The following is a 22,107-nucleotide window of genomic DNA, read 5'->3' on the forward strand; positions in this document are numbered from 1 at the left end:
TGCTATCACCTTTTAAAGCAGCTCTTAAAAAGGCAATCACAAGAATAATAATTGATTAAAAATTTATCATTTGTCCTTATTTATTTTTAAATATAACTAAAACTATCTTAGTGTAAATGCTATCGGAAAACGAAGATAGCGAGCTTCTTTTGGCTTTGGAAACTCAGAGCTTGCTTTTTTGACATTTTCTAAAGCACCATTATCAAGCGACTCAAAGCCTGAACTTTTAGTAACCTTTAGCTCATCTATACTACCGTCTGTTTTAAGTAAAAATCTAACTTCAACAACGCCTTGATGCTTCATCCTCCTAGCGTTGTTTGGGTAGCTTTTATGCTTTTTCACAGCTGCTATAACCTTACTAAAGTCCTCATCGCTTTGCGCGTTTGATAAATTTAACTCTTGGGCTACTTTTTGAGCTGGAGCTGAGGCGATAGACTTATTATTTGCTGGTAAATTTGTATTTACAACAGGTGCCGGGGTCGCGACAGGAGCTGGAGCAGTAACAGCAGGTGTTGGCTCAGCCTTTGGCTCAATTTTAGGTTCGGGGCGAGGCTCAGGCTTTGGCAGTGGCTTTTTCTCCACTTTTTTAGGTTCAGCTTTAGGCTTTTCTACCTTTTTAGGTTCAGGTTTTGGTAGTGGCTTTGGCTCGACCTTTGGTTCAGGCTTAGGTTCTGGCTTCGGTGGCTCTGGCGGTGGCGGTGGCGGTGGAGCTGGCGGTGTTGGCTCAGGTATCATCACTTGTTCGCTTATCTGCGGAGCCGAAGTTTGCGGCACCGGAGTAAAAGAATTTAGAGCTATTTTTATAGGTTTTTGCTCGCCTATCTTTATCTCACTAAAATTATGTGAAAGCAAGAAATAAGCCACCGCTGCATGCACTATCGCTGATACCGTTAGGCCGCTATAGTTTGAAATTTTACTCAGAGATTGTTTGGATTGCAAAGTTTTCGTGACCTTTTTCTTTTAAGATATCAATTACTTTGACAAAGCTGTCAAATTTAGCGTTTTTGTCGCTTTTTAGTTCAATTAAGGTTTTTATACCCACAGCATTTAGCTTATCTTTTAGCTCATCTTCTGAAATTTCTGCATCATCTATAAAAAATTTATTATCTTTATCGATAACGACGCTCACTTTTTTCTCATCCTCTTTATCCTGCTGTGCGCTTTTGGCACTTGGTAGATCGACTGCGATCTTGCCTTGGGCGATGAAGGTCGAGATGCTTAGCACGATGGCTAGCAAAACGAGCATGATATCGATAAACGGGACGATATTTAGCCCATCTTTTTTATTTAGACGCATTTTCGGCCTTGTATCTATTTATCATGACATCGACTTTTCTAACAAAACCGTTGTAGATCGTGAGCGTCGGGATAGCCACAAGTAGGCCAAATGCGGTCGCTTTTAGCGCCAAAGATAGGCCGATCATGATACTTTTTGTATCGATGCCACCTGCCATACCCATGTCATAAAATGTGATCATGATGCCAGCAACCGTGCCAAGAAGTCCGATATATGGGGCATTTGAGTAGATGATGTAAAGCGTGGTTAAATTTTTTGTCAGCGCTTCATCAAGCTCTTTGATGCTTTTATAGCCATTTATATCAACACGTGAGTAAAAAATGATACGCTCGATCGTATACCAAAGCACAAAAAAGCTCATAACGCCCAAAATACCGATGATTATATAGTCAATGTTGTGTTTTAAAAGTTCCATAATGCCTCTTATTTTTAAAATTTGAGTGTGATTATAACTATATTGATAATTAATGTCAAATATATTGTAAAAATGTAATCTAAAAATATTTTACTAAGAAAAGAAATTTAAATAAATAGATCTAAAGATTAGCGCAAATCTGCGTTATTAACTATATTAATACGATAGATAAGCGCTAAATTTTATAACTTGATAATTGTTTTTAATGTAAATATATGGCTAAATTTCTAGCTCTTTAACCACACGTGCGTTCAGCGCCATTTGCATGTGGTGTAAAAATACATTTTGGTAAAAATCACCACTATGCCCTGGTGCGTCGTAGGTTTGCACCAAATTTGCAGGCACGATGATCTCTCGCTTTAAATTTTGCTCATTTGCGCTAAGTCTTAGGTGAGAAACAAGCTGATATACGCACATATCGGTGCAGTCGCCCATTACGACAAAGCTGTCAAATTTACTTATAAATTTATTAAATTCCTGCGAATAAGCGATGCTAAGTGAGTTTTTGTAAAAAATTTTCATCTCGCTAAAAAAGTCTAAATTTCGTAGCTCATCAACTGCCTCTGCCTCATTTTGCCCTTTTATAGCGTGCGCTGGAAAGCTCGCAAACTCAGCTGAATTTGGCTCATGAGCATCTTGGATTAGGATGTAGTTTTTAAGGTCAAATTTCTCTCTTGCCAGCCTAAAAGTATCTGCTATACGGCTTGCTAACTCGCCTACACGCTTGCTAGCAAGCGCACCATCACAACAAAAGCTATTTATCATATCAACGCTTATAAAGACCACTTTTTCGCTGCCATTTTTAAAAATTTCGCTAAATTTAAGCGCCTTTAGGCCATTTTGCCACGCATTTAGCTCATCTAAAATTTCACTCATCACTTCTCCTTTATAGGTAAATTTATACAAAATGTCTTTGGCTCAAGGGTTATCTCTATGCTGCCCTTGTGTGCCTCTATGATCTGCAAGCAAAGGTGCAGTCCTAGGCCATTGCCCTTTAGCTTGCTCGTCTTAAACGGCTCAAAGACGATATTTTCATTTTTTATAGAGACACCGCTGTCATAGACGATAAATTTATGTTCATTTGGCGTCTTTTCGTAGCTTAGCCTCACCACGCCTTCGTCGTTTTCGTCCTCTTCGATAGCATCGATCGCGTTAAATAAAATGTTTTGAAAGACCATCGCGATGAGGTCAAAGTCGCCACAATAAAAGGCGTCAGGGAAATTTAGCTCAAAAGTTATATCTTTTGAATACTCATAAAATTTAAGCGCCTCTTCGCACTCGCTTTTGATATCTAAAAAGTTAAATTCCTTTGGCGTGATGCTAAGCCCTTTTGTAAAAAGAAGTGTGGCTTTGATGATGCGCTCAACCCGCCAAATACCCTTTTGTATCTGCTCGACGATAGGCAAAATTTTTGGCTCGGCTCTTTTTAAAAGGGTGGAGTTTAAAAGCGAGATAGAGCCTATGGGGTTTCTTATCTCGTGAGCTAGGTGCGCTGCTACTTGACCCATTGAGGCTAGGCGCTCGGTGCGTTTTTCTTGCGTTATGTCGGTAGCTGAGATGATCTTTTTATCATCCTTTACCACCTTTTTTACTAGATAAATTTGTGAGCCAAAGTTTAGCTCGCCCTCATCTTTTGGGATGAAATTTAGCGCTTTGCCAAGCTTTTGCGCCTCTGAGTTTTGCAAGAAAATTTCATCATTTTCATCAAGTACCCAAATGGCATTTGGCAAAATTTCTACGATATCTTTTATAAAACCTTGCAAGCTCATATAAGAAGCGGTCAAATTTTTATACTCACGCTCTATCAGATAGGTCTGCTCTATTAGGCTTTTTAGGCCATTTTGTATATCGATATCACTCACAGCAACTCCTCATAATCTTTTATCTCATAAAGCCTAAGCCGCTCATCTTTTAAGCCCAAAAGCTCGTTGCTAAAGCCACTTTTTGAAAAAAGTGCCACGATATCAGGCTTTATGCCTAGTCTTTCGCACTTGTGAAGGACTAAATTTAAGACATTTTTGCAAATTTTTCGCTCTTTATACTTTGCTTCGCCGACTATTATCTTGCCATTTATGCTAAAAAGCATGTCTAGCTCTATATTTTTACTCCAAAATGAGCTTAACAAAATGCCATCAAACCCAAGCTTTTTAGCCATTAGCTCGCCACTTAAAAGCTCAAAGCCAAGGCTTGCGTACTCGTCAAATTCTCTTCTTATAAGCTCTAAAATTTCCTCACTCCTGCCCTCTTTTAAAAGGCTTAAATTTGGCTCGATAAATCTAAACCAAAACCTTGAAAAATGGCTATTAAAGTGAATTTTATCCTCTATCTTATAAGCTCGCTCGCTCTTTTTTAAAATTTGGCGTTTGCTTTTTACTCGTGGCTTTTCTTGGCTCTTTTCAAGCACTAAAAAATCCTTACTAAAAAGCTTTGCATAGACCCTATTTGTCATGCTTTGGGGCAAAATTTTATTTACGCTAAATTTCTTTCTGTCGCTTCTAGCAAGCTTGATGAGGGCCATTTTGATGGCCTCGTCGCTATCCTCATCAAAGTAAAACCTAGCCATCAAATTTTTATAATCATCTAAAATTTCAGCCCTGATCGCCTCAAAAACATCGTAGTATGAGCCCTTTAATAAAAAGTCATCAAAAACAAGATGAAATTTTATAACTTCAGCAATACCAAGGTGCTTCATCCGCTCAAATGTCGATTTTATGGCTAAAATTTCGTATCCTTTGTGTGGCGGATTGTAGCATATTTTTAGAAAATTTTAATTATAATCACGCAAAAACTAAAAGGCTAAAGTTGGTAAATTTAGAGCACATTAGAAGAGATATTATTTTAAAAAAAGGGATACATTACTTCGACTACACCGCCTCGGGACTTGCGTATAAACCCATCGAGGACGAGGTCGCTGATATCTTAAAAACCTACGCCAACACCCACTCGCTAACATCCTCAAATGCCTATAAAACGCAGCATTTGTATGATAGCGCTAGAAGCGAGCTAAAGCGATTTTTAGGGCTTGATGATAGCTTTTATCTCATAGCCACTGGATACGGCGCCACTGGTGCGATCAAGAAATTTCAAGAGCTTTTGGGGCTTTATGTGCCTCCAGCTGCTAAAAGAAGGTATAACCTAAAGGTTGATGATAGCTCGCCGCTAGTAATACTTGGCCCTTATGAGCACCACTCAAATGAGATCAGCTTTAAAGAGGCACTTTGCGAGGTCGAGCGCATAAGGCTTGCAAAAGACGGCAGCATCGACCTATCTCACTTGGAGCAAATTTTAAAGATAAACGCAGGGCGTGAGATCATCGCTAGCTTTAGCGCAGCCTCAAACGTCACAGGCGTCATAAGCGACTACAAGCAAATTTGCACGCTTGTTAAGAAATTTGGCGGCATCGTGGCATTTGACGTGGCGAGCCTTAGTGCCTATGCAAATTTAGACTGCGACTACTTTGACGCTCTTTTTATCTCGCCGCATAAGCTTCTTGGCGGAGTTGGTAGCTGTGGGCTACTGGCAATCAAAAAAGTGCTTGCAAATGACGATGTGCCAAGCTTTGCAGGTGGTGGCACGGTAAGCTATGTTAGCAAAAACTACCATATATTTTTAAAGGATCAAGAGGCACTTGAAGAGGCTGGCACACCGCCTATTTTGGGGCTTATACGGGCAAATTTAGCTTACAAGCTAAGAGAAGAGATAGGGCTTGCTACAATTTACGAAAACGAGAGCGAGCTTAGCGAATACTTTTGCCAAAGGCTAAGAGAAATTCCAGAGCTAGTTAGCTACTGCCCGGCAAATTTAAAGCGCCTTGCCATTTTTTCATTTAATGTAAAAAACGTAGCTCCATACGAGCTTTCAAAAATTTTAAGCAAAGAGTATGGCATACAAACACGTGCTGGCTGCTCATGCGCAGGCTCATACGGACACGACCTTTTGGGGCTAAAAGAGGATCCAAGCTTCACCCACAAGCCAGGCTGGGTGAGGGCGAGCCTGCACTATACGCATACCTTTGAGGATATTGATTATCTGGTGAGTGCGATCAAGAAAAGCATCGAGAAATACGCACTTTCGTGGCAGGTCAAAGACCCTTTTGACGTAAAAGAGATAAGTGGGTGTGTGGGTGAGTAAAAAAAATGTTTTGATAGTTGCTGGAAGCGACAGCATCGGCGGTGCAGGAGTGCAGGCGGATATAAAAAGTTGCGAGGCATTTGGTTGCTTTAGCGCAAGCGTCATCACAGCCGTGACCTCGCAAAATACAAATGGCGTTAACAGCGTGCTTGCAATGCCAGCAAGTATAGTGAAAGCTCAGTTTGAGATGGTGCTAGCCGAGCTTGACATAGACGCTGTGAAGGTTGGCATGCTATTTAACGAGGAGATAATAGCCGTTGTAAGCGCGTTTTTAAAAGAATTTAGGGCTAAAAATGTGCCAGTTGTGATTGACCCTGTTTGTGTGGCAAAGTCAGGTGCAAAACTGCTTGAAGATGGGGCGATCGAGGCGCTAAAAGAGCTTTTAAACCTCGCAAGTGTTGCCACGCCAAATGTAGATGAGGCTAGGATTTTGGGTATTAATTTTACAAATTTGCCTTGCGATATGGTGCTAAAGCGAACAAAGGTTGATGAAATTTGCGAGGATACGCTCTATCTAAAAAACCGGGGCGTGAAGAAATTTAGCGAGGAGCTTTTTGAGCCAAAGATGATGCACGGGGCTGGTTGTAGCTTCTCAAGCTCGCTAGCGGCCATTTTAGCGCAGCAAAGTGATCTAGTAAGCGCCATAAAAATGGCTAAAAAATTTGTGGCAAATGGGATAAAAAATGCACATAAAAGTAAATTTGGAGCAAGACTTATAGATCATAAAGCAGGGCTTAATGGCTGAAATTTACGCTATCAGTGACGACGTGCTAATGCCTGAAAATTTGGCTTTGGAGTACACAAGAGAGATTTTGGAGTGCGGGGTTAAATTTTTTCAGTTTAGGTCAAAAAAAGCGGTCAAAAACGAGAAGCTTGCGAGTGAAATTTTAAATTTTTGTGAGAAATTTGGCGCGAAATTTATCGTAAATGACGATGTCAAATTTGCTAAAAAGATAGGCGCAAAGGCCGTTCATCTAGGCAAAGACGATGAAAATATAAAAGAGGCGTTTGAGATTTTAGGCGAGGACGCATACGTGGGCGTTAGCTGTTATAACGATATAAATTTAGCCATAAATGCCGCTAAAAACGGGGCCAGTTACGTCGCTTTTGGCTCTATTTTTACAAGCTCCACAAAGCCAAATGCCCCAAAATGTGGGCTTGAAGTGGTTAAAGAAGCAAAGCAAATTTTAGATCTACCTGTTTGCGTGATAGGCGGCATAAATGAGACAAATATCGGCTCGCTCTCACACGCCAAACCCGATCTCATCGCCGTCATCTCAGCGATCTACAAAGACGGTAACATCAAAGAAAATATCAAAAATTTACAAAAGATAATTGAGTTAAATTTCTGAAACTAAGCTGGTTTTAGCAAAAAATTGTTTTGAATCATGATAAATAAATTTACAAATTCAGTAAATCTTTTTGCATATTATAAAATTTCACTCGCAAGAATTGACTGCTAATTTTTTTCATTTATAAAATTCAAATTTTCTAAAATATTTTAATAAATTATATTTATGTAATTTATTTTAATAAAATCATAATAATTTAAACTTTAGTTTGGTACTATTTCGTCAAATTTACAAAAAGGTAAAATGATGAAAAAGGCTCTATTTCTAGGATTTAGCGCACTTTTATTATTAGTGGGCTGCAAGGAAAGCAACATAGGCATTGTTAAAAACTACATTTTAAAAGGTAACAAATCAATAACAATAGGCTCAGCGATAGATAGCTTTAAGGGCTGCACAAGCACTCAGTGGCAAGACATTAGTAGCGATGGAAAGAAAGTGGTTAAAGTAAGCTGCGTAGTGGGAAAAAATGTACTTGAAGATGAGTTTAAAAGAAAAAATAACGGCTACATAAAAGCTCTAAATAATGCCAAGGCTGCTCAGCAAAAAAAAGTTGATAACAGCTTGGAACTAGCACTTGATAGCGCAAATAGCATATTAAAGAACGGCAAAAACATAGACAAAGAGACTATTTTATCCATCGCAAACAAGCACTGTAAATTTGATCCAACGAAAGAAAGCGCTGGCTATCTAGCCTCTGTTAGCTGTGACCTTGAGTTTAAAAATGAGCTTGCTCAAATTTTAGATATCAAGCAAAAATGGGTCTTTGACAACGTTGTAGCTCAAAGCAAATATGCCGCCTACTACTCGCAAAAAGAGCCAGAAGTGATCTATTTTGGTGAAAATACTAAAAAGATAAATGAGAGAGTTATTGAACTTACTTTCACGATAAATAGTGATAAAAGTGTTAATATCTCAAAGGTTACAAAGATAGATGACGGCGATACAAAAGATATAAACCGTGGTTTGGTGGCGATGTTTTACACAAGATAAATTTTGCTACTAAAACAAATATCTTTAAGTTTAAAAGTATTACATTTTAAAAACAATGCTCTCACTTATTTGCAAGAGCAAATTAGCTATTTTGGAAATTAAAGTTGTATTTTACTTGTAACCAAAACTCGGTGCTTTTTTGATACTATTTTTTGTAGCTGTGCGAAGTTCTTTTATATCCTTTTGCTTGAGCGCCATCCTCATTTTTTGATAGCTTCATAAGTAAAAATTTAATAAAATCCTAAAATATCAACAAAAAGAGTCTTTATGGATGAGTTTTTAAAACAGGCTTGGCGTGCAAATAAAATTTATACAAATGCTGCTGCTAGCGTGCCATTTTACCCAGATTTGCTAGCTCTTCTTTTAGTATGCGACGAGAAAAATTTAGATCAGTTTATGGCGCTTGATGAGTTTAGAGCGGTGCTAAAAAGGCTTAAAATCGAGCTTGATATATTTAGCATACAAAGTGCGCAGCTTGCGACTCTTAAGGCGCTAAACGAGGCCAAAATTTCAAGCGATGAGATAGTAAAATACCTAGAAAAATTACGTGATGAAAAGATCATAGATGATGAGAAATTTGCCTTTTTAGAAAAGATCATAAGCAAAAACAAGGGCGCTAATGAGGCTAAAATTTCTCATGCCAAGCCAAAAGATCACTTCCATAAAAACCTAGACTTTTTAAATGAGATAAACGAAAAAGCCAGCTTGCTTGATAATGAAAAAACATTTTTAGAGGCGCTTATGGCAGCCAAAAAAAGATCAAACGAAACGCTTTTTAACATAGCTGCAAGTGGCGTCATAAACTCTGGCAAATCAACCCTTTTAAACGCCCTTTTAAACAAATCCGTCCTTGGCGCTTCAAACGTGCCAGAAACGATAAATTTAACCATTTTAAAACACTCCAAAGATAGCTTTGCGAGAGTAAATTTTTACACCTTAGATGAGCTTTTAGCACTTGGCGTACCAAGCGAAAATTTACCAAGCAAAAGCGTAGATATCGGCATAGACGAGATAAAAAACTACACATCTTCAAGCTCAAAAACAGCAAATCTTGTAAAAAGTGTCGAGCTTTATGACGACTTGGAGCTTTTAAAGGACAATGTCTGCATCATAGACACGCCAGGCATCGATGATGCGGTGGTTTTAAGAGAGCAGATCACTACAAATTTTATGAAAAAGTGCGACCTTTTAGCTCACCTCATGAACGCCTCACAAAGTGCCACGCAAAAGGACGCGCTATTTTTGAAAAAATGTCTTGAAAACTCGCATATCGTAAGGCTTGCCGTGGTGCTAACTCACGCTGATGAGCTAAGTGCCAAAGAGCTAAACGAGACGCTAAACTACACTAAAAAAGCGATCGGCGAGCAGATAAATGGCGTGGAGATTGATTATTTTGCGCTTAGTGCAAAAAGCTACTTAGAAGGCTCTGCAAATAGCGGCGTAGAGGAGTTTAAAGACTATCTTTACGAGGTACTCTTTGGCAAAAACTCTAAAAAATCAGCCCTTATCTTAAGCTCGTATCAAAAGGAGCTAAAAAATATCCTAAATAGCAAGCTTGAAGCTACTAAGGCTGAAATTTTGTCGCTCAAAGCTTATGAGGTGGAGCTTAAAAAGCTTCAAAATGAGCAGGCAAACGTTAAAAACGCACTTAGTGAAAATTTCTCTAAACTTGAAAGTCTAACTCAAAATGAGCTTGCAAAACTTGAAAGTAGCAACACCAAAAACATCTATAAAATGGGGCTTGAGACGCTTTTGCAAAATCTAAACGACAAGGTAAAAAGTGAGATAGCTTACTGTAAAAGTAAAAAGCAAAGCTTAAATTTAGAGCGCCTAGAGCAAATAGCAAAAACGATGCTTCGTGACGGTGTGATGGCACTTATGAGAGAGGCTAGAAATGAAACTTTGGTGCAAACAAAGGCTTGCGAGCAAAACATCGCTTTAAATTTTGATGATTATGTGATGAGCAAAGACGAGGTTTTTAACATCAATGACTTTTTAGAGCAAATGGGCGTAAAGCTTGAATTTAAGGAGCTTTTAGCTGCATTTAGAGCTAAAATTTCAAATGATGCAAGTGAAGCACTTTTAGGCTTAAAAGAGGGATTGCTAAAAGATAAAAATATCTCTCAATTTTGTGAAATTTTAACTGATCATGAAAAAAATCGCCTTTTAAATCTCATAAAAACCTATGAAAGAGCTCAAAAAGCCACGCTTGATAAGAGGCTAAAAGAGCTAGATCGTGAGCTAGAAAAGCTTAGCTCGCAAAATCAAAACTCACTTTTAAAACTAAAAGAGCAAAACGCCTTGCAAGATGAAATTTGCTCGCTTTTAGGGGAGCTAGAAAATGTTTAACGAGTTTATAAATGCCTATAAGGCGAGATATTTTAAGGTTTTTACAAACGATTTTAAGGGTGAGCTAGCAAGGCTAGTAAATGAGCTAAATGACCCAAGTCTGCATGCAAGCGATGAGATAAAAGAGAGCCTAAATTTACTAATCGACACTCTAAATGAGCCGCCTCTAATCGCCGTCATCGGTCAGTTTTCAAGTGGCAAATCAACATTTTTAAACGCTCTGCTTGGACAAAACATCTTGCCATCAGGTCTAACGCCTGTCACGGCAAAGGCTGTGCGGCTAAAATTTGCAAAGATGCCACTTCTTAGCGTGAAATTTACAAATGGCAACGAGAGTTTGCTAGCTAGCAGCGAGCTTACAGAGTTAAACGCCATGAGCGAGCAGATAAAAAGCATGACACTTTATGCGCCAAGCGAAATTTTAAAAGAGGTAAATTTCATCGACACGCCAGGGCTAAACTCGCTGCGAGATGCCGACACAAAAGAGACCAAAAACACGCTAAAAAAGGTCTGTGGCGCGATCTGGCTAAGCCTCGCAAACAACGCAGCAAAGGCTAGCGAGCTTGAAAGCGTAGAAGAAATTTTAAAGACAAACGATCTAAAGGCGCTTTGCTTCATCAACCAAAAGGATAAGCTAAGCGAGGATGAGCTTGAAAGCTTGCTAAAGCACGCTAGGCAAACTTATGGCGAGCTGTTTGAAGATATCATCGCCATCTCGTCAAAGCAAGCACTCCTTGGCATCACAAATGAAAACAAGAGCGAGCTAGAAAGCTCAAATTTCGCTAAAGCACTAAGCGCGGTAAAAGAGGCGTTTTTAAACGCGAACTTTAAAGAAAATTTTATAAAAGCAAGGGCGAAAAAGATAGTAAATTTTTTAATCGCTGAGCAAGAAAACCGCCTTAAAGTTTATAGCGCAGCTGATGAAATTTTGGATAAATTTAATGCCACGCTTGAAGAAAAACTAGAGGTGATAAAAGAGGAGTTTAAGCCTAAAATCGCCCTGCGATACAGCGATATGAGCGAGGCTATCAAGCTTGCAAGCGATGAAGTTTTTAAGCTGCTTAAGCCATTTTCTAGGACAAAATTTAACCCAGCAAAGACGCTTTTAAACAAAGAAATTTATAAGCGCGAAAATTTTGAGATGATAAGCCTTGACACGGACGAGGTCTTTTCAAAGCTCATATATGAAGACGTCGTTTTTTCTAAATTTTTTAAACGCTATAAAAGAGATCTAAAAGAGCTTGAAAATGAGATCATATCGGCTTTTGATGAGCTTTATAAAAGCTTAGAAGATGAGCTTTTCGTTTATAAATCTCGCTATGAGAGCTTTAATCCATTTGATGAGTTTGCCTCAAACTACGAGACAAAATCGATAAACACCTACGCTGGCAGGACCTATGAGAATTTCTTAAGAGAGTATGAAAATGCCAAATTTAAGGCGACGCAAAAGATTTCGCTCTTTTTTGAAAAGCTTGACGTAAAGGTTGCGTCAAACTACGAAAATGCGCTTAAGCTTGCGGTTTATTTTCTAAAGCAAAAGATCGAAAACTCGCTAAATTCGCACCTGCAAATGGGCACTCCACTCTACATCCCAAGCGTAAAAGAGGTTTATGAGCGCATGCTAAATGCCTTTAGCCTTTATGAATTTGACGATCTTATGTGCTCAAATAACTCTTTTTTAAATAAAACTTTGCTTGACATAAAGACCGAATTTAATGAAATTTACGCCCAAAAAATAGCGATGCTTGAACGCCTAAAAGCAAAGCCAAAAGAGCAAATTTTAAAGCTAGAAAAACTGCAAGAGAGTTCGGTGATATTAAAGTAAAATTTGACTTCAAACTGCGCGTGCAAGTGTCAAGCAAATTTTAAAATTTCATGAGCGAGCATATCACGGCTCTAAATTTAGTAGTCTGCTAAGGCGAGTGAGTAAGATTTTAAAATTTGCAAATTTAATTTATCAAGTCAGATAAGCGTGAGGCAAATTTTAAAATTTCATGAGCGAGTAATTTCGGCTCTAAAATTTGAGCTAAGCTGCAAGCGAAGCCAAATTTTAGTAGTCAATTCTTGCGAGTGAATGAAGTTTTAAAATTTGCCCAAAAGCATAAATTTACTACGATCCATACAGTGTTTTAAATTTGTTTAATACAGGTTTTATCTGCCAAATCCCTACTCTATCCTGCCTCTCGCCAAAACTGGCACTTTTTCGCAGACTTCATCGCCGCTTACGAGATAGGCGTAGTCATACAAATTTACCACCGGACAGATGTGGTTTGGATAGATACGCACGAGATCGCCCACGCGCACGCTGTTAGCAAATTTCTCATTTAAGATGATCGCATGCTCGTCAAATAGGCTGTCTATCCACACTTCATGCTCCGCGATGAGACCCATGCCAGGCGTCGTGCAAAAGCCCTCGCTGCGCCTCTCTTTGGTTAGTGCCTTTGCTCCAGCATCAAGGATCGTGCGGATCGCAGTCGGCCTTGAGATCACGACGCTAAGCACGCTAGCAGCGTTCATATCAAAGCTACCATAAGCATTTGCCTGCGACGCATCCATAAATATATATGTGCCAGGGCGCAGCTCCGTAACGCCTTTTGGTATCTCAAAATCATTTATCAGCGACGGCGTAGAGCCGATGCTAACGGTGAAATTTTCATACCCAAACTCACGCGCGATATCAGCAAATTTTAGCGTTCTCATGGTTGCCACCCTAAAAATTTGCTCGCACTCACGCTTATCTTTTGCCTTGTACGAGTGACCATCATGTGAGAAAACGCCGCAAAATTCCACGTTTTTGCACTCTTTAAAAGCACTCATCAAAGCTGTAAAATCGCCCTCTTCTATGACGCCTGAGCGGTTTTCGCCAACTTCTATCTCAACAAGCAGCCTAGCTATCTCGCCAGCCTCGCCAAAGACCTCATCGATGAGTCTTAAAACGCCCACGCTATCGACGCCAAAGCTCACTTTAACGCCAGATCTTACAAGCGCTATAATGCGAGCAAATTTCTGCCTTGTGACGATCTCATTTGCGATGAAAATGTCGTTTAGCCCCTCTTTTGCCATCACTTCAGCCTCGCCCACCTTTGCCACCGTGATGCCCTTTGCGCCGCACTCTACTTGCAGTTTTGCAAAATACGGCATCTTGTGCGTTTTAGTATGTGGTCTTAAGCTTACGTTAAATTTATCAGCATATTTTTGCATTTTTTCTAAGTTTTTTAGCACTATATCTTTGTCTATGAGCAGTGCTGGGGTGTCTATTTCAGTGATTTTCATGAGCTATCCTTTCTTTTTTCTTAGATTTTAACTCTAATTATTTAAAAAAGGATAGCTTTTAGCACTTTAAATTTTCAAAGTGTTACTTTTAGGCCTTTCTTGCGCCAATCTTTGGTGCGTCAAACGCCCTGACACGTTTTGGCGTGCCCTTAAATTTCTCGACCTCGACAAGGCTCGTGTGGGCGGTGTTGCTCTGGCTCATCTTGCTTGATGGCACGTCTTTTGTGAGCACGTTTAAATTTCCGTGCAAGCAAAGGCTCTTCTCGCCTGGCAACTCTGGGTCGTACCAAGCGCCCTCGCTCACGATGACGACGTTTTGTGGCACGTCCTCGGTCACAAAGGCACCGCACAAAATTTCGCCCCTGTCGTTGTAAATTTTCACCACGTCGCCCATTTTTATCCCTCTAGCCTCGGCTGTTTTTGGGTTTATGAGCACTGGCTCGCGCTCTGCGATCTCGTTAAAATGGCGAAGCACAGAGTTGTTTAGCTGTGAGTGAAGTCTAAATTTAGAGTGCGCGCCGCTGATGGCGATAGGGTATTTTTTATTTTTTGCGCCCAGCCACTCAAATGGCTCAAGCCACGTCGCATGCGGTGGGCAGTCGTCGTAGCCAAAGCCAGCGACCGTTTCAGAGTAAATTTCTATCTTGCCAGATGGCGTTTTTAGCGGATTTGCCGCTGGATCATCACGGAATTTCTTGTAGTTTGTAAAGTAGCGTTTTTTCTCATCGACCTTGTCAAATCTAAAATATCCCTTCTGCCAAAACTCATCAAAGCTTGGCATGCTCTCATACCCAAGCCCAGCAGCCTTTTTAACGGCATCTTCGTAAATTTCCTTGACCCACTCTAGCTCGCTTTTGCCCTCGCTAAATGCCTCTTCCCTTCCCCACTCTTTTGCGATCAGCCTTGCGATCTCGAAGTCGCTCTTGCTCTCGCCAAATGGCGTGACAAGCGGCTTAATGGCAAATAGATATTCGCTAGTTGAGTTTGCCATCTCGATGTCCGTTCGCTCGCACTCAAGCGCAGCTGGCAGGACGATGTCGCTAAATTTGGCCGTGCTCGTCCAAAATGGCTCGCAAGTGATGATCGCACTAACTTTTTGCATAGCTTTTATCGCTCTATTTGTCTCTGGGTGCCTTGTAAATGTCGAGCCGTTGGCGTTAAACATTACTCTGATCTTTGGTAGCTTGTAGCTCTTGCCATTTCTAGTTATCTCTTTGCCAGGGCTTAAAAGTGCGTCTATGAGCCTTGAGTTTGGCAGCTCGTAGCCCTTAGTCTTTGGCACTAGGCCACTATCAATAAATTTTTGTGGTACCTTCGTCTCAAAAGCCGCTAGTTTAGGCGCTATGAAGCTTTCATCAGCATTTTTGTGCATGCCGTCATTTGTGACAAAGCCACAACCCTCTTTGCCGATGTGTCCAAGCATCGCATTTAGCGTCACAAGCGCCCAGTAGGCCATCTCGCCGTGATCTTGCCTTTGGATGGCGTAGCCACTAACTATGACCGAGTCGTTTTTAGCTAGATCCTCACTAAATTTTGCCAGCTCCTGCTCGCTCACGCCACAAATTTTGCTTGCCCAAGCTAGGTTTTTATTGACCCCGTCTTTTGTGCCAAGCATATACTCTTTAAATTTATCAAAGCCAACGGTGTATTTTTCTATAAATTCTTTGCTGTAAAGCCCCTTTTCAAAAAGGTAGTTGCATATGCCTATCATCATCGCCGTATCGGTGCAAGGCACGACTTCAAGGTACTTTGCGCCAAAATATCTTGCGCTTTCGTTGTGATAAACATCGACGCTATAAATTTTCATCTCGCCGCTCTCGCCTTTTTTTCTGATCTCATCGTAGTATTTATATGAGTTGTGAAGCGGCACGCCAATGGCGATCTTGTTTGAAACGACTGGGTTTGTTCCCCAAAATACGATCGTTTTGGCATTTTTTAAGATAGCCTCCCACTTTGTTGGTGCGAGCGTTGGGTCGATCGAGCCAGTGATATGAGGCATGATGACAGTCGCTGCGCCGTATGAGTAGCCACCAAGCTCATTTACATATCCGCCAAGCACGTTAAGTAGCCTCTTTGCGGTCTTTTGGCTGTGACCAACTTTACCAAGGCTACCCCACTGATAAACCTGTCCGTATATCGCTTCAGCGCCGTATTTATCAAAATTTTCTTTTAAAATTTTCGCACTTAGTTTTATCGCTTCGTCCCAGCTAACGCGCACAAACTCCTCTTTGCCACGAAGCTCTGGCTTTGGGTTGTTTGGGTCAGCCAAAAAGCTCTTTCTAACAAATGGATATTTTACACGGCTTTCATTTTGGATATGATCAAGAAGTGCGTTGTTTAGCTCATTTGGGCACGCATCGCCCTCAAATGGCTCAGTCTCAACCACGCGCCCTGCGATAGTTTTTACATAAAATGGGCCAAATTTGTTTGCACTTAGTCCGCTTTGCTTGTCAAAGAGCGCCTGAGCTGCTCCGTCAAGCTCTTTTGCTTGAAGGCTTGCTGCGCTTAAGGCACCAAGCTTTAAAAAGTCTCGTCTTTTCATTTTTTCTCCGTTTTTGGTTAAATTTACTGTTTTTGGTTGGTTTTATGAGTTATAAATTTAGTATTTTGTATCATCTTGTCATGAAAAGGCCTTGTAATGTAATACGCAAACTTGCGTCTAAATTGCGTTATTTTAGCCAAAAAATATTAAAGGATAGGCAAATGGTAGGATTTTATGTAAATGTAAAGTTAAAAGCTGGATGTGAGGCGAAATTTGAAGAAATTTTAAAAGAGATCGTGCCAGCTTCAAGAAAAGATAAAGGCTGCATAAGCTACGAGTGTGGCGTAGTTGCAGACTCTAAAAGCGAATACTGCTTTATGGAGAGCTGGGAAAATTTAGAGAGCCAAAAAGAGCACATGAAGAGCGCTCACATGGTGAAAAATGCGGCTGCGCTGGAGGCTTGCAAAGAGAGCCAAGAGGTGAAAATAATAAATTTTGTAAGCGTAAAGGAATAATATTTGCTTAAAAAAGGGCAAAATTTAAAAAAATGAGCGAAGAAAAGATGCTTGAGATGATAAACGCGACTGCCGATATTATGTTTATGGCTATACTTAGAGGACGTGTGAGCCTTGAAGCCTGCAAAAAGGACAAGGAGTTCATCGACGCTTTAAGAGAAGAGCTACTTAGCAAAAACCCAAACAAGCTCAAAGTCGCGCAAGACTCGCACCAGATGATCGCCATTTTTGAAAAATACCGCAATAAAAAATAATCCCACTTAAAATTTAAATCCATTTGCCGATATAGTGTTAAAGGATCTGGCATGATAAACGCGCTAAATGGATTTAATCAAAGCTTTAACTATCAAGACGCTTTTAATAAGCAGCCAGCGACTATCGCAAATTTAGGCAAGGTAAAAATTTCTCCTAATGACCTAGACATCAAGCATCTATCGCTCTCTGGCTACTCGTCAAATGATAAAATTTCTATCTGGGGCAAGATAAATGGCATAGATAGTTCTATGAGTAAAGACGAGGTTGCTAGCCTTAAAAATTTCGTTGATAGCACGAAGCTTTGGAGGTTAAATTCCATCCTTACTAGCGAGAAAAACGGCTTTAGCGTAGATGAGTTTAACAAAACTTACAATATATATGCTAATGCCACCGACAACCTGAAAATTCTAATCAATCACGCCAACGGCACACTTTATCTAAACCGCGAAGCTACAAATTTGCTAGACTCCGATCTAAGTGTCGATAAATTTAAAGACAAATGGCTGGAATTTACCGCCGAAAGGATACTTGGCGAGCATGCAAATGTGAAAATTTCTTTTAAAGACGGTGCCTTGCACTACGAGCAAACATCGGCTAAAAAGCGCATAGAAATCATAGGTCAAGCGATGGCACATCGTGTAAGCTACGCTGATAAAAACAGCAAAGATGAGTTTTTGAAATTTCTAAAAACAAGCTATGAAAAGGGCGAAAATATCGCTGATGTGCTGCAAAATATCGCCCTTACGCCAGTTAGAGAAGATGGCGGTGAAGAAATAGAAGAAGAGAAATTTAAGCCTATGCAAGTTACCAAAAAGAGCGTGACCTACACCAATAAGGATATAAAGCGCGAGTTTTTCGAGGAATTTATAAGGCGCGAGGTCGAAAATGGAGCGAGCTTTGATGATCTGGTGCAAAAGCTAAACGAGCTAAAGCCAAAGGATATACTGGCTTAGCTTTAGAGTTTAAATTTTGGGGCTGGCTTTACACGCTAAATTTCTATTTCTATTTAAATTTAAAAAGCCAGCTTGACTTCTCAAATTTCTACTTAGTCTTAAATTTAAAGAGCCAGTTTAGCTCCATAAATTTATATTCGGGCTTAAATTTAAAAAGCCTGCTTAACCGACCAAATTTCTATTTAGATTTAAATTTAAAGAGTTAGCTTAGCTCCAAATTTTATATTCAAGTTTAAATTTAAAAAGCCAGCTGCCCTCAAATTTCTACTTCGGATTATTTATGCTTATCACCATATTTTTCTCATCAAGATATAGCCTAGCAGCCTCTTTGATATCGTCATTCGTGACCGCTTTGACCGCATCTATATACTCATCAGCCGTGTAAAGTGGCGTGTTAAAAATTTTATTTGAGATGATGAGATTTTGCCAAAACTCAGGCTTTTCGTAATCTTTCTTTATAGAAATTTCACTCTGCGCCTTAAAATCCTCCAAATGTTTTGGCAAGAGCGTGCCACTACGCTTGATACTAGCTATTATCTCCTTTATCTCGGCGATGATCTTGTCCGTGTTTGCAGGGTCGCAAGTAAAGCCGATCACCACCTTTGAGTGCTCATACGGATAGCGTGAGAGCTTGGCGTTTAGGCTAAAGCCGTAAGTTTGCCCCTTCTCCTCTCTTATCTTTTCACGAAGCGCCGTTTTTAAGACCGAGCTTAGCGCCCTTAGCTTGACCACCTCTTTAAAGCTATATTTTGTATCTAAATTTATTATATCCACGCTCACGTCGCTTCTTTTTGTGCTTTGATACTCTCTTTTAAAGGTGTGCTGCCCCTTGATGCTTCGCACGCCATCATCTTTAAAATTTTCAGCCTCGCCAAGCTTTGGCAAGGTGGCGATATACTTTTTAATAAGCGGCAAAAGCCTCTCCTCGTCGGTGTCGCCGATGATTACGAAGGTGTATGAGGCTGCGTTTGTAAATTTATCTTTGATGATCTCTTTTAGCTCATTTAGCTTTAGCGCATCGATCTGCGCCATCTCGATGGGCGCTACACGCTTGTTGTTTTCGTAAAAAAACTTGCTAAATTCGGTGCTAAATTTATATTCAGGTAAATTTTGCTCTTTAGCTAGCTCATCTTTTGCTCTTTGCTTTATCCTCTCAAGCACGTTTGCATCGACTCTTGGGGAGTTAAACTCTAAATTTATAACAGCTAGCAGCGAGCTAAGATCGCCACTGCTTGAAGAGCCGTAAATGCCCTGTGTAAGCGCTTCTATGCTCTTTTCGTAGCTTACTATCTTGTCGTTTAGCACCTTTGAAAGCTCGTAGTTGTTAAATTTGCCAACGCCACTTTCATTTGTAAGCGCAACCGCAAAGCCGCCAAGCTTAGGATCAGCAAGATCTGAAGTGCCGCCCTTGCTAATGGCCGCAAACAAGATGCTATCTTTTTTGGTGGCTAGTGGCTTAAAGATGACTTGCGAGCCATTTGGTAGCTCATAAGTGTAGATGCCATGTTTTTGGTCAAATTCGCTAGAAAGGATATCTTTTGGCTCTAAATTTTCATTGCCAAGGCTCTTATTTAGGCTCTGGTTAGCTAAATTTGTATCATAAGGTTTTGCCTCATCTTTTAGTTTTAAAAAGGCATCTTTGCTAAGCTTAAAGCCGTCTTTGCTAAAGACCCTCACGCGCTCATCAGGTATGGCTAAAATTTGCTTAAATCTAGCATTAACATCTTCAAGCGTGATCTCGTTTAAGAGCTTTAGGCTAAGATTTTTGCTATCTTCATCGCTTAGCACAAAGCCGCCATTTTCTATCATATTTAAAATTTCGCTTGCATAAGCGCTTGATTTTTTAGTTTTTGAGCGTTTAAATTTAGCCTCTACATTTGCCACAAACGCCTTTTTCACATCACTAAAATCGCCTTTGTTAAAGCCAAATTTCTCAATACCCTTTAAAACGCTTAACATATCTTTAAGGCTAGCGTTAAAATCATCTCCGATCACATTTGCCTCAAAGCTATAAATTTTTTGCTTTGCTTGAAGCGTTTGCGCCATAAAATCAACACTTAAATTTGATGAATTATTTGCGTTTTTTTGCTCATAAAGCATATTTATAAGGCTAGCTATTAGCGCATCTTTTAAATTTCGCTTCACATCAGCCTCGTTTGAGACTGGCTTAAATTTATCAAAAAAGCTAAGTCTTACAAACTGAGCTGCCGTCTCGTTTGCGTCGTAGTTAAAGACGTTTAGCCCGTCTTTAAAAGCGATGCTTTTGTCTGGATGAACGTATGAGTTGCTGTTTTTTGCTGCGCTAAAGCTTTTCTCTACCAGAGCTTTTATCTCGTTTTTATCAAAGTCGCCAACAGCTACAAAGCTCATAAATCTTGGCTGATAAAGCCTCTCGTAAAACCCTTGCATGTGCTTAGCATCTACGCTTTTTATCACGTTCATATCGCCTATAGGCACTCTTTTTTGATAGATGCTGCCAGCAAAGATGTCCTTGCTCTGGGCAAGATAGAGCCTATATGCTGGCGTGTTTCGCTGGCGCTCCTCCTCCATTATGACGCCGCGCTCCTTATCAAGCTCGCCTGCGTCGATCTTTACGCCATCGATCCAGTTTGAAAAGACCTTAAAAACGTCCTTTAAATTTTTCTCATTTACATTTATGCTTAGCGTGTAGCTCGTCTGATCGTAGCTTGTTTGCGCGTTTAGATCAGCGCCAAATTTAACCCCAAGGCTCTCAAGCTGTTTAATGAGCTCATTTTTGCTAAAGTCACGGCTGCCATTAAACGCCATGTGCTCCAAAAAGTGTGCAAGCCCCTGCTCGCCATCTCTCTCATCGGTCGAGCCTGAATTTACGACTAGGTAAAAGATGGCCGTTTTTTGTGGAAATTTATTCTCTTTTATATAGTATTTTAACCCATTTTCAAGCTCGCCACTTAGCATATCTTTGTCATTTTGCAGCGCATTTAGGCTAAGCACCAGGCACAAAAACAGCAGAATTTTTCTCATAATCCGTCCTTTAAATTTCTATGTAAAAGCGGATTTTAGTATAAATTTTAAAATGCAAGATAAAGCTAGCCTGCTAAATTTGCAGGCTAGTTGGGAGGTGTTATTTTAGTTCGTATTTTTTAAGCAGTGCGTCGTAGCTGCCGTCTTTTTTCATCTCATCTAAAATTTGATTTATCTTAGCGATAAGCTCGCTCTGCTTATTTTTATCAAAAGCGATTGAAAAGCCCTCGCTACCATCAACCTCTTTGAAAAATGCCTCTACTTCAGGGTTTTTCTTGATAAAACCATAGCCGATCGAGCTATCAAGGATAACCGCGTCAAATTTGCCAACTTTTAGCCCCATGATGAGTGGCACAGTATCTTCTGAAGGCACTACTTTTGCGCCATTTATCGCATTTGCAGCTAGCTCTTGGATGGTGCCTTGTTGCACGCCCACTTTTTTGCCAGCTAGCTCCTCTTTAGCTTTTAAAGCATCGTTGCCTTTTTTCTTTAGGTAGATGTTTTCAGTTAGGTAGTATGGTTTTGTAAAATCAATCGACTTTAGTCTATCAGGAGTCGCGCTCATCGCACTTATGATGCCATTTATCTTGCCAGCTTTAAGCGCTGGGATAAGACCATCAAAGCTCATATTTATGATCTTGTATGAAAAGCCAGCACGCTTTGAAATTTCATCTATCAAATCGATGTCAAAGCCTGTTATTTTGTTGTTTTCATCGATATATTCAAATGGCGGGTAGTTTGCCGCTGTACCAAATTTTAGCTCGTTTGCACAAAGAGCAACAAAAGCTGTCAGTAAAAGAGCAAAGATCTTTTTCATGTCTATCCTTTAAGGTGATTTAATGCCCTAATTATCGGCATTTATCTATTAAAATTTGTTTAAATTTAGCGTAATGACAGAAATTTACATAAGCTCGTAAAGCGTATAGGCAAGTGTGCCAAAAGAAGTCAGGTAAATTTTAAAATTCCACTCACCCCTAAGAATTGGCTACTAAAATTTGGCTTCACTTATTGCTTAGCTCAAATTTTAGAGCCGAAATTACTCGTTCATAAATTTTAAAATTTAAGGTAGGTTTTTTAGAATAAACTGCATTC

General features: G+C 40.0%; 19 protein-coding genes. 9 read left to right on the top strand and 10 right to left on the bottom strand.

Annotation, left to right across the window (positions count from 1 at the left end; all coding sequences use genetic code 11):
* Nucleotides 1-102 precede the first annotated feature (102 nt).
* From CYP84_RS09185 to CYP84_RS09210, 6 genes are all read right to left on the bottom strand, one after another.
* Complete coding sequence (locus CYP84_RS09185) at nucleotides 103-876, bottom strand: energy transducer TonB (RefSeq protein ID WP_103570260.1); 774 nt, start codon at nucleotides 874-876, stop codon at nucleotides 103-105.
* Nucleotides 877-913: 37 nt separating this feature from the next.
* A complete protein-coding gene (exbD, locus tag CYP84_RS09190; RefSeq protein WP_103570259.1) occupies nucleotides 914-1,297 on the bottom strand; it encodes a TonB system transport protein ExbD in 384 nt (127 codons plus the stop codon).
* Complete coding sequence (gene exbB, locus CYP84_RS09195; protein WP_103637345.1) at nucleotides 1,284-1,712, bottom strand: TonB-system energizer ExbB; 429 nt, start codon at nucleotides 1,710-1,712, stop codon at nucleotides 1,284-1,286. The genes exbD and exbB overlap by 14 nt, the downstream gene beginning before the upstream one ends.
* Nucleotides 1,713-1,931: 219 nt before the next feature.
* Nucleotides 1,932-2,588 carry a cysteine hydrolase family protein gene (locus tag CYP84_RS09200; protein WP_103637346.1) on the bottom strand — a complete coding sequence of 219 codons (657 nt, stop codon included), beginning with the start codon at nucleotides 2,586-2,588 and terminating at the stop codon, nucleotides 1,932-1,934.
* Nucleotides 2,588-3,574, bottom strand: a complete 987-nt coding sequence (locus CYP84_RS09205) for a sensor histidine kinase (protein WP_103567688.1) — start codon at nucleotides 3,572-3,574, stop codon at nucleotides 2,588-2,590. The genes CYP84_RS09200 and CYP84_RS09205 overlap by 1 nt, the downstream gene beginning before the upstream one ends.
* Complete coding sequence (locus CYP84_RS09210; RefSeq protein ID WP_103599161.1) at nucleotides 3,571-4,404, bottom strand: DUF234 domain-containing protein; 834 nt, start codon at nucleotides 4,402-4,404, stop codon at nucleotides 3,571-3,573. Before CYP84_RS09210 ends, CYP84_RS09205 begins: the two co-directional genes overlap by 4 nt.
* A 110-nt stretch (nucleotides 4,405-4,514) precedes the next feature.
* Here CYP84_RS09210 and CYP84_RS09215 point away from each other — a divergent pair, with 110 nt between their 5' ends.
* From CYP84_RS09215 to CYP84_RS09240, 6 genes are all read left to right on the top strand, one after another.
* The gene (locus CYP84_RS09215; protein ID WP_103637356.1) at nucleotides 4,515-5,843 is read left to right on the top strand and encodes an aminotransferase class V-fold PLP-dependent enzyme; all 1,329 of its coding nucleotides are present in this window, start codon (nucleotides 4,515-4,517) and stop codon (nucleotides 5,841-5,843) included.
* The gene (locus CYP84_RS09220; RefSeq protein ID WP_430393522.1) at nucleotides 5,836-6,588 is read left to right on the top strand and encodes a hydroxymethylpyrimidine/phosphomethylpyrimidine kinase; all 753 of its coding nucleotides are present in this window, start codon (nucleotides 5,836-5,838) and stop codon (nucleotides 6,586-6,588) included. The genes CYP84_RS09215 and CYP84_RS09220 overlap by 8 nt, the downstream gene beginning before the upstream one ends.
* Nucleotides 6,581-7,195 (top strand): thiamine phosphate synthase, encoded by a 615-nt coding sequence (gene thiE, locus CYP84_RS09225; protein WP_103637347.1) that lies wholly within the window; start codon nucleotides 6,581-6,583, stop codon nucleotides 7,193-7,195. Before CYP84_RS09220 ends, thiE begins: the two co-directional genes overlap by 8 nt.
* A 246-nt stretch (nucleotides 7,196-7,441) precedes the next feature.
* A complete protein-coding gene (locus tag CYP84_RS09230; RefSeq protein WP_103637348.1) occupies nucleotides 7,442-8,185 on the top strand; it encodes a hypothetical protein in 744 nt (247 codons plus the stop codon).
* A gap of 267 nt (nucleotides 8,186-8,452) precedes the next feature.
* On the top strand, nucleotides 8,453-10,534 hold the full coding sequence (locus CYP84_RS09235) for a dynamin family protein (RefSeq protein ID WP_103637349.1): 2,082 nt from the start codon (nucleotides 8,453-8,455) through the stop codon (nucleotides 10,532-10,534).
* Nucleotides 10,527-12,359: a dynamin family protein gene (locus CYP84_RS09240; protein ID WP_103637350.1), complete on the top strand. Its 1,833-nt coding sequence runs from the start codon at nucleotides 10,527-10,529 to the stop codon at nucleotides 12,357-12,359. Before CYP84_RS09235 ends, CYP84_RS09240 begins: the two co-directional genes overlap by 8 nt.
* Nucleotides 12,360-12,700: 341 nt before the next feature.
* On the opposite strand, the gene CYP84_RS09245 is transcribed toward CYP84_RS09240, so the two are convergent.
* Nucleotides 12,701-13,807, bottom strand: coding sequence for a D-TA family PLP-dependent enzyme (locus tag CYP84_RS09245; RefSeq protein WP_103637351.1), 1,107 nt, complete (start codon nucleotides 13,805-13,807; stop codon nucleotides 12,701-12,703).
* Between the two features lie 88 nt (nucleotides 13,808-13,895).
* Complete coding sequence (locus tag CYP84_RS09250; protein WP_103637352.1) at nucleotides 13,896-16,349, bottom strand: molybdopterin-dependent oxidoreductase; 2,454 nt, start codon at nucleotides 16,347-16,349, stop codon at nucleotides 13,896-13,898.
* A 161-nt stretch (nucleotides 16,350-16,510) separates the two neighbouring features.
* On the opposite strand from CYP84_RS09250, the gene CYP84_RS09255 reads away from it, so the two are divergent.
* From CYP84_RS09255 to CYP84_RS09265, 3 genes are read left to right on the top strand one after another with little or no spacing between them, the layout of a single operon-like run.
* Nucleotides 16,511-16,804: a putative quinol monooxygenase gene (locus tag CYP84_RS09255; protein WP_103637353.1), complete on the top strand. Its 294-nt coding sequence runs from the start codon at nucleotides 16,511-16,513 to the stop codon at nucleotides 16,802-16,804.
* A gap of 32 nt (nucleotides 16,805-16,836) precedes the next feature.
* Entirely contained in the window at nucleotides 16,837-17,058 is a 222-nt protein-coding gene (locus CYP84_RS09260) for a hypothetical protein (protein ID WP_002941152.1), read from the top strand.
* Nucleotides 17,059-17,109: 51 nt separating this feature from the next.
* Entirely contained in the window at nucleotides 17,110-18,012 is a 903-nt protein-coding gene (locus CYP84_RS09265; protein ID WP_103637354.1) for a hypothetical protein, read from the top strand.
* Nucleotides 18,013-18,276: 264 nt separating this feature from the next.
* Here CYP84_RS09265 and CYP84_RS09270 read toward each other — a convergent pair whose 3' ends face one another.
* Nucleotides 18,277-21,015, bottom strand: a complete 2,739-nt coding sequence (locus CYP84_RS09270; protein WP_103637355.1) for a M16 family metallopeptidase — start codon at nucleotides 21,013-21,015, stop codon at nucleotides 18,277-18,279.
* 100 nt (nucleotides 21,016-21,115) lie between these two features.
* Nucleotides 21,116-21,832: a basic amino acid ABC transporter substrate-binding protein gene (locus CYP84_RS09275; RefSeq protein WP_012140154.1), complete on the bottom strand. Its 717-nt coding sequence runs from the start codon at nucleotides 21,830-21,832 to the stop codon at nucleotides 21,116-21,118.
* Between the last annotated feature and the right edge of the window lie 275 nt (nucleotides 21,833-22,107).

This window comes from Campylobacter concisus (assembly GCF_002912425.1).
GTDB lineage: Bacteria > Campylobacterota > Campylobacteria > Campylobacterales > Campylobacteraceae > Campylobacter_A > Campylobacter_A concisus_AH.